The following is an 18,982-nucleotide window of genomic DNA, read 5'->3' on the forward strand; positions in this document are numbered from 1 at the left end:
CCATGATAAATAGCACCATACAATCATTTGCTATGGAAATGAAGACGTCGGTAAATCAATTAATACAATGGTTTTCATATTTTGGCATTTTTAAAACAGAAAAAGATATTATAACTCAAATAGAAAAAGAAATTTTGTTTAAATATATGAATGATAATAAAAAAGGATTATCTAATAAATTAACATTGAAACGAAAAACACGTAGCACTTTGAGTGTATCTGGTATTGGCGGTAAAAGTAAACAAGTGCACATAGAGATACGCAAGAAACTTACATACATACAATATACTACTTTACAAGAACCAGAGTGTATTGACTTAAAAAATAAAATGGTATCTAATGTTACTCATGAGTTGGCTGATGTAACTAAAGAAAATAAATTAGTAAATAAAAAAGTAGATAATACTATAAATCCGTTTTTTTTAACGCAAAATTCTAAAAAAAATCATCGTTATTCTGAATCAGTAAGATGTAAAGAAAAAGTGATAGGAAAAGTGTATTCTCGTAAAGTTGAAGGAAAATATTTACAAGAAAAAAATACAACACAATTAATTAAAAATAAATCTGAAGATAATTGGAATGTTGAAAATGAAAAAGTAATTTGTCCTAATTTAGAAAATAATCATAACAGTGGCAAATTGTATTGTATGCCTTCATTAATAGAAAAGAATAACAATCAAAAATTAGAAAATGAACGACGTAATCGCTCTCGTACGCGTACGCGGAATCGAAGTGGAGGAAAATTAACTAAACAACAGCAACATAAAAGAAGCAACAATCATCATCTATATGCGATTATGTCTGATGAATTTGGTAAAGAAGAAGAGTTGTATGTTTCAAATCGAATAAGTAAAAATAAGCGCAAACAAAGTGTATTACTACAGAGTTTCAATAAGCCTGTTCAAGTAATTAATCGTGATATTATTATTGGAGAAACTATAAGTGTAGCTGAATTAGCTAACAAAATGTCAATAAAAAGCTCGTGTGTTATTAAAGTGATGATGCAATTGGGAATCATGGCAACTATTAACCAAATTCTTGATCAAGAAACGGCTCAATTAGTAGCGGAAGAGATGGGACATAAAGTCATTTTGCGCCATGACAACGAACTAGAAGAGTTAATTATGAATGATCGTATTAATAGTTGTGCTATGACCGAAAATAGGGCTCCGATAGTTACTGTTATGGGCCATGTAGATCATGGAAAAACTTCTCTTCTTGATTATATTCGTTCGACTAAGATAGCATCTTCTGAAATAGGAGGTATTACTCAAACTATAGGCGCATATAATGTAAATACTGATAATGGAATGATTACTTTCATCGATACTCCTGGGCATGCGGCGTTTACAGCTATGCGTGCTCGTGGCATTCAGTTAACGGACATTGTAGTTTTAGTAGTAGCTGCTGATGATGGGGTTATGCCTCAAACTATTGAAGCAATACAGCATATTCAAGCTGCTAACGTTCCCGTAGTAGTAGCAATAAATAAAATTGATAAATCAGAAGCAAATCCTGAACGAATAAAAAATGATCTAAATAATCATGGTCTTATTCCAGAAGATTGGGGGGGCGATACGCAGTTTATAAATGTTTCTGCTGTTTCAGGTGATGGAGTAGATAGTTTGTTGGATGCTATTTTATTACAGGCAGAGATATTAGAATTAAAAGCAATGCGCTGCGGTATGGCAAGTGCTACGGTTATTGAGTCTTTTTTAGATAAAGGACGTGGTCCTGTAGTTTCCGTTTTAGTTCGTGAAGGTACACTAAAATGTGGTGATATAATTTTATGTGGAACAGAGTATGGGCGTGTGCGTGCTATGCGCAACGAATTTGGTTCTGATATTACTTCAGCAGGACCATCCACCCCGGTTGAATTATTGGGTTTGTCAGGAATACCTGATGCTGGAGAAATGGTTATTGTGGTTCGGGATGAAAAAAAAGCACGAGAAGTAGCGATATATCGTCAAAGCAAATCTCGAGAAATAAAATTGGCTCGTCAAAAAGAACCTAATATAGCAAATATCTTTGCTAATATTAAGAGTACTACCAGCGGTAGTACTCCTGAATTGAATTTAATCATCAAATCTGATACACAAGGTTCTTCTGAGGCGATTCGTGAATCTGTAGCAAATTTATCAACTAATAATATAATAGTAAAGATTTTATCTTCGTCTATCGGTGGTATTACTGAAACTGATATCGCATTAGCAGTAGCTTATAATGCAGTTGTTTTGGGGTTTAATGTTAGAGCAGATCTTTCTGCAAAACGTATAATTGAATTAGATCAAATAGATGTACGTTATTATTCAGTGATTTATGATTTAATAAATGAAGTAAAACAAATGATGCACGGTATGCTGGTTCCACGATACAAACATGAGAGTATTGGTTTAGCAAAGGTACAGAATGTGTTTCGTTCTCCAAAATATGGGAATATTGCCGGTTGTATAGTTGTTGAGGGGATGATAAAATGCCACAAAAAGATTAGGATTATACGGGATAACATAGTTACTTATGAAGGCGAATTGGAGTCATTACGTCGTTTTAAAGATGACGTTCATGAAGTACGAAGTGGGGTAGAATGTGGTATTAGTATAAAAAATTATAATGATATTCATTCTGGAGATATGATTGAAGTATTTGATACTATAAAGATGCCTCATATATAACCTTAAATAGGATATACTTGATTATTGAACCCTTATTTAATTCAGAGTAAGGGGAGACTTATATTTTAACGTTAAGTGTAGTTATTTTATAAAAGGTAAAGGAAATGTATATTCAGCATCAAAATAGCTACTACCGCACTCAGCGTGTTTCTCAAGAAATACATAAAAATGTTTCTATTATTTTGCAACATAAAATCAATGATATCCGTATAGGTAGACCTACTGTTTCAGGAGTGCAAGTATCTAGAGATTTAAAAAACGCTAATATTTTCGTTACTTTTATTGATAAAGATAGTCTAGAAGAAATAAATTCTGCTATTGTAATATTACAACGTGCCTCACGTTTTATTCGTTTTTTACTGGCTAATACTATGTGTTTACGTATCACTCCCATTTTGTTATTTAAATATGATTCTTCATTAAGTGAAGGAGCAAGGGTATATGATTTAATTACTACCGTTACAAAAAAGATGGAAGTAAAGAAATTAAGTTAAATATATTAGGGTTATTAGTGAATAGATACAATAACAGATTAATTAGAGATATTAATGGTGTTCTATTGTTAGATAAGCCTAAGGGGATATCTTCTAGTTCGTTATTAAACAAAATCAATAAATTCTTTTGTGCAAATAAAATAGGACATGCTGGAACTTTAGACCCTTTGGCTACAGGAATGCTTCCTGTCTGTTTTGGAAAGGCAACTAAATTTGCTAAATATTTGTTGAATTGTGACAAAAGATATAAAGTAATAGCTCAATTGGGAGCAAGTACCAATACTTTTGATTCAGATGGAATAATTGTTCGTGTTGCATCTGTACAACTAAATAATACTAAACTAAAACAATGTTTAGAATCTTTTAAAGGAGTAAAAAATCAGATTCCTCCTATGTTTTCATCATTAAAATATCGTGGACTGCCTTTATATAAATATGCTAGAAAGGGAATAACTGTTCCTAGAAAACCTAGGATAGTGCATATATATAATCTAAGTCTTCTTAAAAAGACAGAAAATATTATCGAGTTAGATGTTAGTTGCTCTAAAGGAACTTACATTAGGAGTATGATAAATGATATTGGGGAAGCCTTAGGTTGTGGAGCACACGTCGTAGCATTGCGTCGTTTATCAGTTGGAAAATATATCTCCTCTTCTATGATAAATATAAAAACCCTGGAAACTATTTTTTATAATGATTCTTTTGACGATTTAGAAGCTTTTTGTAAGTTAGATGAATTATTAATACCAATGCATTCGATTGCGCTTGAACGCACTAAATATAGTTAATAATAAGTGAAATTATAGAGTATACGTTATTACTAAATTAAATTAAGAATACAATATGTAGAATATAATTTTAATTATTATTCCATTAGATAATACACATATAAATATTACTGTATTACTTGTACTGTGTATAAAGAAGCGGATCAGAATAATAATTTAAATCCGTAATAGTTATGTATTATGCACAAGAAGTTGTGTTTTGCTGTTATTTAATTTATTTATTTTTTAATGAGATGGGCGGTTAAAATAGAACATTGAATATTAATTCAAAGTTTTATTTGACTTCAGTTTAAAATATAATTTATCTTTATACATAGGTTTCTAAAAATAGAAGGTGTTTTGCATGTCTTGGAGTGCTAAAAGGAAAATAGAAATAATTTCTACATTTGGTCATGATCTGAAAGATACTGGTTCTACTGAGGTACAAGTTGCCTTATTAACTAAACGTATTGATTATTTGAAGAATCATTTTTTAAAACATAAGAAAGATCATCATAGTCGCCGTGGATTACTTAAAATGGTTGCTCATCGACGGAGATTGTTGAAATATTTAAAGGAAAATCACGTATTACGTTATACCAATTTAATAAAAAATTTAGGATTACGTCATTAGCATAAATTTACAAATTAAATTAACATCATAATGTATTTATATACTTACTATTTTAAAGTTAAAAAGTCAAATGAAGAGTATTTGTTAATAAATCATAGATGATTAATTCGATACATAAAAAATTATATTTTAAATATAAGGGATATTGTTTTGTTAAATCCGATTATTCATAAATTTAGATATGGAAAACATACTGTAATTTTAGACATTGGAACTGTAGCTCGTCAGGCTAATGCTGCAGTCATGGTTAGTATGAGTGATACTACAGTACTTGTTACTGTAGTTAGTTCTAATCAAGTAAAATTAGAACAAGATTTTTTTCCTCTTGTTGTAAATTATCAAGAACGCACATATGCTGCTGGAAAATTTCCAGGAGGCTTCTTTCGCAGGGAAGGCCGCCCAAGTGAAAATGAAACGTTAACATCTCGTTTGATCGATCGTCCTATTCGGCCATTATTTCCCAAAGGATTTACTAATGATGTACAAGTAGTTGCTACAGTTATGTCAGTGAATCCGCAGGTGGATCCAGATATCGTAGCCATAATAGGAGCCTCTGCTGCGTTAAGTTTATCTGATATTCCATTTTTGGGACCAATTGGAGCAGCTAGAGTTGGTTATATTAAAAATAAATACGTACTAAACCCAACAACGACGGAGTTATCTAATAGTAAGTTGGATTTGGTTATTTCAGGTACTAAATCTAATATTTTGATGGTGGAATCGGAATCATGTTTACTAAGTGAAAAAGAAATATTAGATGCTATTATATTTGGACACGAACAACAACAAACAGTGATTTACAATATTAATAAATTAGTTCAAAAATCTGGAAAATCTAAATTTTCTTGGAAAGAAAAAGAAATTAACATGCCTTTAAAAACATATGTATCTGAATTATACGAGTCTCGTTCTAAAGATATATATTGTTTTTTTGATAAACAGGAGCGTCATGCTCAAGTTGATAGCATAAAGAAAGATATAATAAAGACTGTTCTTAATAGTAGTTATAATAGTAATGTCGTTATAGATGAAAAGGAAATAATGTATCTTTTGAATTACCTAGAAACACAATCGATTCGTTATCGTATTCTGTCAAATAAATTGCGTGTGGATGGACGTTCAAAAGATGTAATTCGTGAAATAGATATAAAAACGGGTATACTACCTCGTACTCATGGATCAGCATTATTTACTAGAGGCGACACTCAAGCATTAGTAACTGTTACACTTGGTACAGAACGTGATGCACAGAATATTGATGGACTAATTGGAGCTCGTATTGATAGATTTTTATTGCATTATAATTTTCCGCCATATTGTGTTGGAGAAATAGGAATTATGAGCGCCCCAAAAAGAAGAGAAATTGGGCATGGACGATTAGCAAAGCGTGGAATGTTAGCGGTTATGCCTAATTCTAACGAATTTCCTTATACAATACGTGTAGTGTCGGAAATTACTGAATCTAATGGATCATCTTCCATGGCGTCTATTTGCGGAACATCTCTGGCATTAATGGATGCCGGAGTGCCGATTAAAGAATCAGTTGCCGGTGTTGCTATGGGATTAATTAAAGAAGGAAACGATTTTGTGGTATTATCCGATATTGTAAGTGATGAAGATCATATTGGAGACATGGATTTTAAAATATCTGGTAGTCGTCAGGGCATTACGGCATTGCAAATGGACATTAAAACAGATGGAATTACTTATGATATTATAAATATTGCATTAGAAAAAGCAAAACATGCGAGATTTCAAATACTAGATCTTATGGATAAAATTATTAAGGTTCCTAAAAAAGAAATTTCAAAATTTGCACCAAGAATATATAGTATCAAAGTTAATCCAGGTAAGATTAAAGATGTTATAGGGAAAGGAGGATCTGTTATTCGTTCATTGACTGAAGAAACTAATACTATTATTGATATTGAAGATGATGGAACCATCAGAATAGTTTCTTTAGATTATGATAAAGCAAAACAAGCTATTCGAAGAATTAACGATATTACTGCAAATGTTGAAATAGGAGCGATTTATACTGGAAAAGTTACGCATATTGTTGAATTTGGAGCGTTCGTAACGATTTTATCTGGAAAAGAAGGATTAGTACATATTTCTCAGATTTCTGAAAGAAGAATAAATAAAGTGACTGATTGTTTAAAATTAGGACAAGAAGTATTAGTAAAAGTATTAGAAATAGATCGTCAAGGGCGAATTCGTTTAAGTATGAAGGGAATAACAGCAGTGTAAATTCTCATTATAGTACAATGAGAATTGTTATTTGGTTATTGTACAATATGTATATATATTAATATGTGGTTTATAGTGATCTACGTAGATTGACGATTATTTATTTATCTGAAGCGTGTTGTATTGTGATTTATAGTAATGTAATTATATTTGAAATTGTTTGATATAAATAAAGAAATATATAGTGTAATAACATATTTATAGGAACAAAATTTATAATTATTATCAGTAAATAGAGATTCACAAATGAATAGGTACACAATGGAGAGATTTGTGCGCTACAAAGATAAATATATACATTCAAAAAAGTAAATAAAATTTGAATCCTATTAGGCTAGATTAACATACAATAATAATCTATACATTATTATTGTATGTAGGTGGTTATTTAATAATTTTTTAAGAATCGATATTTTTTCATTAAGGTAGGTTTGTATTCGTTTAATGTAGTTTTCATAAATATTATGCGGGTTTTTAATTGTAATTTGCTGAAATTCATATATATGACACAATAATATTATTCTTTGAACGATTTTAATCCATATGTACGAGTATTTCTACATTAAGAAATATTATTTTTTAAAAATTTTTATATTAAACTTATATAGTTCATTGGTTTGTTAAATGTGGAGTAATTACAGATGTCAAAAACAGCAGATTCTTTTATGGATTTAGGATTAAATCATCATATAATTAATGTCTTACATGATATTGGGTATAAAAAACCTTTACCTATTCAAACTCAGTGTATTCCATATTTATTGGCTGGATATGATGTATTAGGAATGGCGCATACAGGTAGCGGAAAAACCGCGGCATTTGTGTTGCCATTGCTACATAATATCGATATCAATGATTCTTTTTCTCAAGGATTGATTGTGACACCTACTCGAGAATTGGCAATTCAGATTGGAAGAGTGTGTTCTGATTTTACAAGATATATGAATAAAATAAATATCGTGACTTTATACGGAGGACAAAGCTATGACATTCAATTACGTGCTTTGAATAAGAAGCCTCATATTATTGTCAGTACTCCAGGTAGGTTAATAGATCATTTAAACCGTGGTACTGCTGATTTATCTAAATTAAAAACTTTAGTGATAGATGAGGCTGATGAGATGCTACGTATGGGGTTTATTGAAGATGTTGAGCGTATTATTAAAAATGTTCCGATTAAACGACAAACAGCGCTATTTTCTGCTACTTTGCCTATGGGTATTCGCCGCATAAGTTATAGATTTATGCATAACCCAAAAGAAGTGTATATTCATACTAATACAAATATGTGCGCTGATATTAAACAAAGTTATTGGTTAGTGCGTGGAATAGCTAAACATGAAGCATTAATGCGATTTTTAGAAACAGAAGATTTTGAAGCAGCCATTGTTTTTGTTCGTACTAAATGTGCAACATTGGAAATTTCTGAAATTTTAGAAAAATTTGGTTATAATAGCGCGGCTTTAAACGGAGATATGAATCAAGCAATACGACATCAAACGTTAGATCGATTAAGACACGGAAGTTTGGAAATTCTTATAGCTACTGATGTTGCTGCACGCGGATTAGATGTTCATCGTATTAGTTTAGTAATAAATTATGATATACCAATCAATTCTGATGCTTACATACATCGTATAGGAAGAACTGGTAGAGCGGGACGCGTCGGGAAATCTTTATTGTTTGTAGAATATAAAGAATATCGTCTATTACGTAATATTGAACGTAAAATAAATTTAAATATTACAGAAGTTCGACATCCTACTATTAAAGATTTACTTGCTTGCCGTTTGGCTAAATTTGCTAATAAAATAGAATGTCAATTAAATACTAATAATGATTTAGATATATATCGATCATTATTACCGCAAATAAGACCTAAGCAAGGTTTAACAATAGAAAATTTAGCAGCTGTTTTATTGAAAATAGCACAGGGAAATCGTCCGTTAGTATTACCTCCAGATCCAATTATTAAAAATAAATCAAACTATAAAATATACATAAAAAATAATTATAAAAATAACTGTCGTATTAATAATAGAGCTTTGAAAACTAGGTTAAAACCTAGGAAAATATCTTCTGAAAATATGGATATTTATCATATATCAGTAGGACGTAACGATGGAGTGAAAATCCGTCATATAATTGGAATGCTTTCAAATAAAATTGATAACATTCGTTATTATGAAATAGGTAATATTAAATTATTTCCTTTTTATTCTATTATTGAACTAAATAAAGGACTGTCTAATAATAAGATATTAACTCAGTTATCTCATGCACGAATTTTAAATAAACCAATAAATATGAAATTATTAGGAAGCACGTCTTTGCGTAATAGTACGTATCATAATCAAAATTTTTCTGAAAATGTATATGTATCCGATAAGGTGATATAAAAAATTAAATTAGTTAAATATATAATTACTGTTTTAGCGCTAATTATTTATATTAGTTATATTGATACTACTACATTTAGTATGAGTGAGTATGTGGATTAACAACGAAGATAGACAAAATAATTTTATTCTACAGCAATTAGGTATTACACTGTGGAAATTACGATATCCCGTAGTTTTAAATAATAATAATCAGATTAAATTATGCAAATGTCTTCGTTTATTATTAATATCATCAGATTCTCCAATATCATTGAATGACCTTTTTATTAAAGATGTTATACGTGCTACGCAGTTTAATCCTAAAGAAGTATATGCATTAACTAATAGTCAAATTAATCACTTGATTATTCCGTCAGGATTTTCTTGTCACTGTTGGTGGATCGGTACTGAAGTATCAAAAAATTTCCATGGCATGTGTTTAAATACTCCATCATTGCCAATATTAAAATCTAATGTTAAAGCTAAGCGTGATTTGTGGCGACAAATTAGTTGCATTAAATTTAATATTTAAATTGTTTAGAAATATTAAATTATAAACAAAAAGGAATGAATTGTATTATTATAATAATAAATATTTCTTTATATTTTGAATTTTTGAAAACGTATTTATAAATACTCTATACATTTATTTGAAGCTATTAATATAGAAATTAATTCATAACATATGAGTCAATGTAATTTATATAGACAGATAAAAGTTTATCGAACGATTGAAGCTAATTCCGAAAGGAGTGAGAAATTATTTTTAGTAGTATATCAATAGTAATTATTTAATTAATTAAATCGATATTTAATGATATAAATTATAAAATTTCAATATTTCATTTTTTGAAGTATATATAAGATTATTTATAAATATATTAGTACTTAATAAATTTTTAATCTTTACTAATTTTATTTTTTATTTTATTGACATTCATATAATAATATGAACGTCTCTCAAAATTATTTTTTAAATATAACAATATATTTTATGTTAATAAACAATATTATTTTTGTTATTGTTTTATTAGAAGATATTATTTTATCCCATATTTAATATGATAAATATTCAAGTATATGAATATATAAACATTACTCAATTTGAGTCTATTTTATAAATAATACATCTTTGATGAATATATGTATATTTATAATGGTGAAGCTATTTGTGTATATAGATTTAAAATATACATTTTAATTTTTAATTAAAACAAATCCTTTGATTTTTAGCAATGTTTATTATGCCTAAATAATAATCGGTTATTTTATCACAAAGTTTTATTATAGATAGTATTTATATTAAGTGATATAATGATATAATTGATTATAATGTGTGCTTATTCTAATTTTTAACTATTTATTATAATGATTATCCATAAAAATACGGTAAATAATATGAACAAATATTCAGGGATTTTTCATATTTAATTTTTATTAATAAAGGTTCGAGATATTAGAAATCATATTTAGGAGACAAAACATGCGAGTATTGAAATTTGGTGGAACTTCGCTTTCTAATGCAAATCAATTTATTCATGTCGCCAATATTATTGAAAAAAATGCTCAAGAAGAACAAATAGCAGTAGTATTATCAGCACCTGCAATGATTACTAATCATCTAGTATCCATTATCGATCACACATTAAATGGTAGTTCTATTTTAGAATATATTCACAATATAGAAATTATTTTTAATACTTTATTAAAAGATATAAATCAAATTCAACCAGGATTTAGTCATATAGCTCTACATGCTATATTAGAAAAAGAGTTCGTTCATTTAAAAAATTTATTACATGGAATTTCATTATTAAAATTTTGTCCAGACAATGTAAATGCTAGTATTATTTGTTTAGGAGAAAAATTATCTATTATCTTAATGGAAGGTTTATTAATAGCAAGAAAGCTCCAAATAACTGTTATTAATCCAGTGGATAATCTTGTAGCACAAGGAAGAGGATATCTTGCTTCTATGGTCAATATTGAAGAATCTGCACGACGTATTCAAAACATACCTATTTCTCATTCAAATATTATATTAATGGCTGGATTTACTGCAGGTAATGATCAAGGAGAATTAGTTGCTTTAGGTCGGAATGGTTCTGATTATTCAGCTGCAATTTTAGCGGCTTGCTTAGGAGCCAATCGTTGTGAAATTTGGACAGATGTAGATGGCATTTATACATGTGATCCGCATCAAGTACCAAATGCAAAATTATTACATTCATTATCTTATCAAGAGGCCATGGAGCTTTCTTATTTTGGGGCTAAAATTTTACATCCCCGCACTATCGTTCCAATTGCTCAATTCCATATACCTTGTTTAATAAAAAATGTTTTTAAGCCTAATGCTCCTGGAACATTAATTGGGGCAATTAATAATGATTCAACTAATATGGTCAAAGGCATTACATATCTAAATGATATGGTAATGTTAAATGTTTCTGGGCCAGGAATGAAAGGTATGATTGGTATGGCTGCTCGTGTATTTTCAGCAATGTCTAAAGCCATATGTTCAGTAGTATTAATTACTCAATCATCCTCTGAATATAGCATAAGTTTTTGTGTACCTTATCAAGAATTATCAAAAGCTTGTACTTCATTGAATGACGAGTTTAATTTGGAGTTAAAAAATGGCCTTTTAGAACCAATAGATGTAATACAAGATCTTGCGATTATTTCAGTTGTCGGCGATGGCATGCGTACTCAATTAGGTTTATCTAACAAATTATTTGGTGCATTAGCTCGTGCTAATATTAATATTATTGCAATTGCCCAAGGGTCTTCAGAGCGTTCTATTTCGGTAGTTGTAAAAAATAAGGTTACTGCTATTGGAATTAGGGTGGCTCATCAAATGTTGTTTAGTATTGATCAATTAATAGAAGTATTTATTATTGGATCTGGAGGTGTTGGTACTGCTTTAATAGAACAAATCAGACGTCAGAGACATTGGTTAAAAAATAAACACATTGATTTACGAGTATGTGGAATTACTAATTCACGAGTGATGTATATCAACATAAATGGAATTGATTTAAATCATTGGAAATTATCACTTAAAAAAGCACATGAATCTTGTGATTTGAGTAAATTAATAGATGTTATAAAAGAAAATCATTTGTTAAATCCAGTTATTGTTGATTGTACTAGCAGTGTTGATGTTGCTGATCATTATGTAAATTTTTTGTTAAATGGTTGTCATGTAATTGCTCCAAATAAGAAAGCTAATACTGGATCTATGAAACGTTATAGAACGCTGAGAAAGGCTATGATAACATCACGAAGAAAATTTTTGTACGATACTAATGTAGGGGCTGGATTACCAGTTATAGAAAATTTGCAAAAATTATTGAATGCTGGAGATGAACTAATAAGCTTTTCAGGTATTCTATCCGGATCTTTATCTTTTATTTTTGGAAAATTAGATGAGGGACTATCGTTATCTTCTGCAACTTTGTTAGCTAAGAAGAAAGGTTATACTGAACCAGATCCTAGAGATGATCTTTCTGGTATAGATGTTGCTAGAAAATTATTAATTTTAGCTCGAGAAGTTGGATATGAATTAGAGTTAGAGGATGTTCAAATTGATCCAGTAATACCACATGATTTCATGAGCGAACATAATACGGATAGTTTTTTTGAAAAATTATATTTGTTAGATGATATTTTTTTGAGCAAATCTAAGAAAGCATATGAATTAGGACATGTATTACGTTATGTTGGAAATATACAAAAAGGACAATGTCGTGTACAAATTGAGTCTATTGACAATAATCATCCATTATTTAAAGTAAAAGATGGAGAAAATGCTCTTGCATTCTTTACACGGTATTATCAACCGTTGCCATTGGTATTACGCGGGTATGGCGCAGGAAATGATGTTACGGCAGCAGGAGTATTTGCAGATTTATTACGTACTTTATCATAAAAATAGTAAGGGACATGTAGATATGGTTAGAGTTTATGCTCCAGCATCTATCGGTAATATTGGGGTAGGGTTCGATACGTTAGGTATGGCAATTACTCCGATAAATGATAGTTTATTTGGAGATTGTGTAAGTATTGAGGATTCTAATATTTTTAGTTTAAAAAATACAGGATGTTTTCATAATCAATTACCAACACAATTGGAAGAAAATATTATATTTCAATGTTGGGAGAGATTTTGTAAAACTTTAGGAGAAACATATCCTTTAAGTATTAAGTTAGAAAAAAATATTCCCGTTTCTTCTGGTTTGGGTTCTAGCGCTTGTTCTATAGTAGCTGTGTTAGTAGCAATGAATTATCATTACGGATCTCCACTTAATAAAGATCAGTTGCTTGAATTAATGGGGGAAATGGAAGGAAAAATTTCTGGTTCAATTCATTTTGATAATGTATCGCCTTGTTTTTTGGGAGGTATGCGTTTAATTTTAAAAAATTGTAACATTGTTAACCAAGAAGTTCCTAGTTTTAGTAATTGGTTATGGGTTTTAGCATATCCAGGGGTGAAAATATCCACTGCGATATCTCGATCAATATTACCAAATAAATATAATCGCGAAGATTGCGTTAATCACAGTCAGTATTTGTCTGGGTTTGTTCATGCTTGTCATACTCAACAAGAATCTTTAGCAATTGGATGCATGAAAGATATTATCGCAGAACCTTATCGATCGAGATTATTTCCAGTAAAGTTATCTTATATACGTCATAATATTATGAAAAAAGGTGCTATATCTTGTGGTATTTCAGGATCTGGTCCAACAATTTTTGTATTATGTAATACTTACGATGTAATAGAAGATATTTCTGATTGGCTATCACGGTTTTATTTGCAAAACGATTCAGGTTTTGTTCGAATTTGTTCCCTCGATAAGCGCGGAGCACGGATTATGGTAGAATAGCTAATGAAATTATATAACATTAAACAACATGACGAACAAGTCACATTTTGTCAAGCTCTTATACAAGGACTAGGAAAAGATCAAGGATTGTTTTTTCCGATAGATCTTCCAAAGTTTTCCGTACTTGAAATTAATTCTATGTTAGAAATGAATTTCATAGAACGTAGTGCGCATATTTTATCTACGTACATTGGCTCTGAGTTATCAAAAAATACTATATTAAGTTGTGTTCAGAATGCTTTTAATTTTCCAGTACCATTAGTATTTGTAAAAAACAACATTGCTATTTTAGAACTTTTTCATGGACCAACTTTAGCTTTTAAAGATTTTGGAAGTCGATTGATGGCACAAATGTTAAATAAAGTTAATCATAGATTCAATAAGCCTATGGTTATTCTTACAGCCACGTCTGGAGATACAGGAGCAGCTGTAGCTCATGCTTTTGTTAATTTGAGTAATATACACGTCATTATTTTATATCCTAAAGGGAAAATTAGTGTATTGCAAGAAAGATTATTTTGTACTTTAGGAGGTAATATTTATACTATATCAGTAGATGGAGATTTTGATTCATGTCAATTTTTAGTAAAAAAAGCTTTTGAAGATAATATATTACGACAGATTTTAGATTTAAATTCTGCTAATTCTATTAATATTAGTCGTTTATTAGCTCAACTTTGTTATTATTTTGAAGGAATATCGCAATTACCATATCAAATGCACAATAAATTAGTTATTGCAGTTCCTAGTGGGAACTTTGGAAATTTGACTGCAGGTCTATTAGCGCAATCTTGTGGGTTACCAGTGAAAAAGTTTATTGCTGCTACTAATGTTAATGATACTGTGCCCAGATTTTTGCAAAATGGTAATTGGGAGCCTCATCCTACTGTTTCAACGTTTTCTAATGCAATGGATGTAAGTTGCCCAAATAATTGGCCTAGAATAGAAGAATTATTTCGTCGAGAAAATAGATCTATTAAAGAATTAAAATATGGTTGTGTCAATGATATACTTACCGAAAAAACGGTTCAAGAAATTTCAGATTTAGGATATCTTTCTGAACCCCATACTGCTGTAGCGTATCGATTGTTGTCTGATCAATTAGATTCTGATGAATTTGGGATTTGTCTTGGTACTGCTCATCCTGTTAAATTTAAAGAGTTAGTAGAATGTTTTTTGAGAAAAAAAATACAAGTGGTATTACCTGTTTCATTAAAAGAACGTATGAGATTACCTATTTTATCATATGAAATACCTAAATGTTTTTCTTCGTTACGCAATCTAATTTTAAAAATAGTATCTTAAGTGTTAAATGTAAACTATATTTATCGTTATTAAAAATTTTTAATATATTTATATGTGCATACATTCAATTGGTGTATTCAATAACAAATACTGAATCAATTTAAGTTGAAATTATATAAATATATTTTTTATTATAGACGTATAATATATATAGATACGTAACAAGATGAAAATTTTATGAAAATAATGGATATAAATTAAATACTATTATAATAATAGTCTATATTCTGTTATTAGAATAGGTGTATTTTTGCGATTTTGTTAGTAATACATTTATAAAATAATAATTAAATTAGAATTTGTATGATGTTTTTGAAAAGTTTTGAAAACAAACTTATTTTAAGGTTGAAAAGTACAGTTTTGACCGCATATCAGGTGCATAGTGTGATTGAATTGATTTTCAGTGGAGGCATTTAGATGGGAAAAATTATTGGTATAGACTTAGGCACGACCAATTCTTGTGTTGCAATTATTGAAGGAAATAAGCCTCGTGTATTAGAAAATAGCGAAGGTGATCGTACAACTCCCTCTATTATTGCTTATACACAAGATAATGAGATTTTAGTTGGTCAGCCGGCTAAACGTCAGTCTGTTACTAATCCTAAAAATACTTTGTTTGCTATTAAGCGACTGATTGGTCGTAGATTTCAGGATAAAGAAGTTCAGCGTGATGTTAACATCATGCCGTATAAAATAATTTCTGCTGATAACGGAGATGCTTGGTTAGATGTTAAAGGGCAAAAAATGGCTCCTCCTCAGGTTTCCGCTGAAATTTTGAAAAAGATGAAAAAAACTGCAGAAGATTATCTCGGAGAGCAAATTTCAGAGGCGGTTATTACAGTACCGGCCTATTTTAATGATGCTCAACGCCAAGCTACTAAAGATGCTGGACGTATTGCTGGTCTAGAAGTTAAACGAATCATAAATGAACCAACTGCTGCGGCATTAGCTTATGGTTTAGATAAAGACACTAAGGGTAATCGTACTATTGCTGTATATGATTTAGGAGGGGGAACTTTTGATATTTCGATTATTGAAATTGACGATGTTGATGGAGAAAAAACTTTTGAAGTATTATCTACTAACGGAGATACTCATTTAGGTGGTGAAGATTTTGATAGCCTTTTAATAAATTATTTAGTAAACGAATTTAAAAAAGATCAACATATTAATTTATATAGTGATCCTTTAGCAATGCAGCGCTTAAAAGAAGCAGCAGAAAAAGCAAAAATAGAATTATCTACTTCACATCAAACTGATGTAAACTTACCGTATATTACAGCAGATAATACTGGTCCGAAGCATATGAATTTTAGAGTAACTCGTGCTAAATTAGAATCTCTTGTAGAGGATTTAGTAAATCGTACTATGGAGCCACTTAAAGTGGCGCTAAAGGATGCTAATTTATCTGTTACTAAAATAAATGATGTTATTTTAGTAGGTGGACAAACTCGTATGCCTCTTGTGCAAAAAAAGGTTTCTGAATTTTTTCAAAAAGAACCACGCAGGGACGTTAATCCTGATGAAGCAGTTGCTATTGGAGCAGCCGTACAAGGGGGAGTATTATCAGGAGACGTAAAAGATGTATTGTTGTTGGATGTAACACCATTATCTTTAGGGATTGAAACTATGGGTGGAGTCATGACTTCATTAATTTCTAAAAATACCACTATCCCTACTAAGCACAGTCAAGTTTTTTCTACAGCTGAAGATAATCAATCTGCTGTTACTATTCATGTGTTACAAGGTGAAAGAAAAAGAGCAAGTGATAATAAATCATTGGGACAGTTTAATTTAGATGGCATAGCACCGGCAATGCGCGGAACACCTCAGATTGAAGTAACATTTGATATTGATGCTGATGGTATTTTGCATGTATCTGCGAAAGATAAAAATAGTGGACGTGAACAAAAAATAACTATTAAAGCTTCTTCTGGTTTAAATGAAGAAGAAATTAAAAAGATGGTTGAAGAAGCAGAAGTTAATGCTGAATCAGACCGTAAATTTGAAGAATTGATACAAATTCGCAATCAAGCTGATCATTTGTTACATAGTACAAAAAAACAGTTAAAAGAAGTGAGTGACAGTATATCATTGGATGATAAATCTTCTATAGAAGGCGCATTAAGAGAGTTGGAATCAGTCATAAAAAATGAAGATAAAAGTGAAATTGAATCTAAAATTCAATCTTTAATTAAAGTTTCTGGAAAATTATTAGAAGCAAGTCAAAAACATCAAGAACAATCTAAATCTCAAACTTCCAATAGTACTGCTGATCCAACTGGAGAAGTAGTGGACGCAGAATTTGAAGAAATAAAAAATAAGAAGTAATTTTTGAAGATTAAATTTAGAATAGGAGAAATAATATTAAAATTATCACTCAAAAAATATTACAAAAACAAATATGTTACATACCTAATGAATAGGTATATTGAGGGACATAAAGAAAACCATGGCTAAATCAGACTATTATGAGATTTTAGGCGTTTCCAAAAATGCGGATGAGCGTGAAATCAAAAAGTCCTATAAACGCCTGGCAATGAAATTTCATCCAGACCGTAATCCAGGAAATACTGCAGCTGAAACAAAGTTTAAAGAAATTAAAGAAGCGTACGAAATATTGAGTAATGTAGAAAAACGTGCTGCTTATGATCAATATGGTCATACGGCGTTTGAACAAGGAAATATGGGGTCAGCAGCTAATTCAGGAAAAGCATCAGATTTTAGTGATATTTTTGGTGATGTGTTTGGAGATATATTTGGAGGAAGTAGACGAAGTCGTTCAGGTAGAGGTTCAGATTTACGGTATAATATAGAATTAAATTTAGAAGATGCAGTACGTGGGGTTATTAAAGAAATCCGTATACCCACTTTGTCAACGTGCGAAAAATGTCATGGTAGCGGAGCGAGGTCTAATACAGCAATAGTCACTTGTATGACGTGTCATGGTCAAGGACAAATTCAAATACGCCAGGGTTTCTTTTCTGTACAACAATCGTGTCCTGCATGTCATGGACACGGGAAAATTATTAAAGAAATATGTAATAGATGCCATGGAAATGGACGGGTAGAGCGACCCAAAACTCTTTCTGTTAAGATTCCTGCAGGTGTAAATACAGGAGATCGTATACGCTTATCAGGTGAAGGTGAATCTGGAATCAATGGTGCGCCTGCAGGAGATTTATATGTTCAAGTACAAGTTAGAAAGCATCCAATTTTTGATAGAGAAGAAAAAAATCTTTATTGTGAAGTGCCAATTAGTTTTTCTATGGCAGCTTTAGGAGGTGAAATTGAAGTACCTACTTTAGATGGTAGAGTTAAATTAAAAATTCCTCCTGAAACGCAAACTGGGAAATTGTTTCGCATGAGAGGAAAAGGTGTGAAATCAGTGCGTAGTAGTGGTAGTAATGGTGATTTATTATGCAGGGTAGTGGTAGAAACTCCAGTTAGATTAAACAATACCCAAAAACAACTGCTACAAGATTTGTCAGATAGTTTTGAAGGGCCTAATGGTAATAGAAACAGTCCCAGATCTAAAAGCTTTTTTGATGGCGTAAAAAAATTTTTCGATGATCTTACTCGTTGATTTA

Annotated in this window: 12 protein-coding genes; all 12 read left to right on the forward strand. The window is 30.4% G+C overall.

The window, feature by feature from the left end; all coding sequences use genetic code 11:
- Positions 1–2 precede the first annotated feature (2 nt).
- The 12 genes from infB (at position 3) to dnaJ (ending at position 18,978) form a co-directional block, all read left to right on the forward strand.
- A complete protein-coding gene (gene infB, locus M9400_RS01300) occupies positions 3–2,672 on the forward strand; it encodes a translation initiation factor IF-2 (protein ID WP_250232625.1) in 2,670 nt (889 codons plus the stop codon).
- Between the two features lie 104 nt (positions 2,673–2,776).
- Positions 2,777–3,166: a 30S ribosome-binding factor RbfA gene (gene rbfA, locus M9400_RS01305; RefSeq protein WP_250232626.1), complete on the forward strand. Its 390-nt coding sequence runs from the start codon at positions 2,777–2,779 to the stop codon at positions 3,164–3,166.
- A gap of 17 nt (positions 3,167–3,183) precedes the next feature.
- Entirely contained in the window at positions 3,184–3,954 is a 771-nt protein-coding gene (gene truB / locus M9400_RS01310; protein ID WP_250232627.1) for a tRNA pseudouridine(55) synthase TruB, read from the forward strand.
- Positions 3,955–4,297: 343 nt separating this feature from the next.
- Positions 4,298–4,567: a 30S ribosomal protein S15 gene (gene rpsO, locus M9400_RS01315; protein ID WP_250232628.1), complete on the forward strand. Its 270-nt coding sequence runs from the start codon at positions 4,298–4,300 to the stop codon at positions 4,565–4,567.
- Between the two features lie 150 nt (positions 4,568–4,717).
- Entirely contained in the window at positions 4,718–6,817 is a 2,100-nt protein-coding gene (gene pnp, locus M9400_RS01320; protein ID WP_250232629.1) for a polyribonucleotide nucleotidyltransferase, read from the forward strand.
- A 641-nt stretch (positions 6,818–7,458) separates the two neighbouring features.
- Entirely contained in the window at positions 7,459–9,216 is a 1,758-nt protein-coding gene (locus tag M9400_RS01325; RefSeq protein WP_250232630.1) for a DEAD/DEAH box helicase, read from the forward strand.
- Positions 9,217–9,307: 91 nt separating this feature from the next.
- The gene (locus M9400_RS01330; RefSeq protein ID WP_250232631.1) at positions 9,308–9,730 is read left to right on the forward strand and encodes a DNA polymerase III subunit psi; all 423 of its coding nucleotides are present in this window, start codon (positions 9,308–9,310) and stop codon (positions 9,728–9,730) included.
- 951 nt (positions 9,731–10,681) lie between these two features.
- On the forward strand, positions 10,682–13,129 hold the full coding sequence (thrA, locus tag M9400_RS01335) for a bifunctional aspartate kinase/homoserine dehydrogenase I (RefSeq protein ID WP_250232632.1): 2,448 nt from the start codon (positions 10,682–10,684) through the stop codon (positions 13,127–13,129).
- Positions 13,130–13,151: 22 nt separating this feature from the next.
- Positions 13,152–14,087, forward strand: a complete 936-nt coding sequence (thrB, locus tag M9400_RS01340) for a homoserine kinase (RefSeq protein WP_250232688.1) — start codon at positions 13,152–13,154, stop codon at positions 14,085–14,087.
- Between the two features lie 3 nt (positions 14,088–14,090).
- On the forward strand, positions 14,091–15,392 hold the full coding sequence (gene thrC / locus M9400_RS01345; protein ID WP_250232633.1) for a threonine synthase: 1,302 nt from the start codon (positions 14,091–14,093) through the stop codon (positions 15,390–15,392).
- 417 nt (positions 15,393–15,809) lie between these two features.
- Entirely contained in the window at positions 15,810–17,723 is a 1,914-nt protein-coding gene (gene dnaK, locus M9400_RS01350) for a molecular chaperone DnaK (protein ID WP_250232634.1), read from the forward strand.
- 121 nt (positions 17,724–17,844) lie between these two features.
- Positions 17,845–18,978, forward strand: a complete 1,134-nt coding sequence (dnaJ, locus tag M9400_RS01355; RefSeq protein ID WP_250232689.1) for a molecular chaperone DnaJ — start codon at positions 17,845–17,847, stop codon at positions 18,976–18,978.
- The last annotated feature ends 4 nt before the right edge of the window (positions 18,979–18,982 follow it).

The sequence above is a fragment of the Blochmannia endosymbiont of Camponotus sp. genome (assembly GCF_023586085.1).
Lineage (GTDB): Bacteria > Pseudomonadota > Gammaproteobacteria > Enterobacterales > Enterobacteriaceae > Blochmanniella.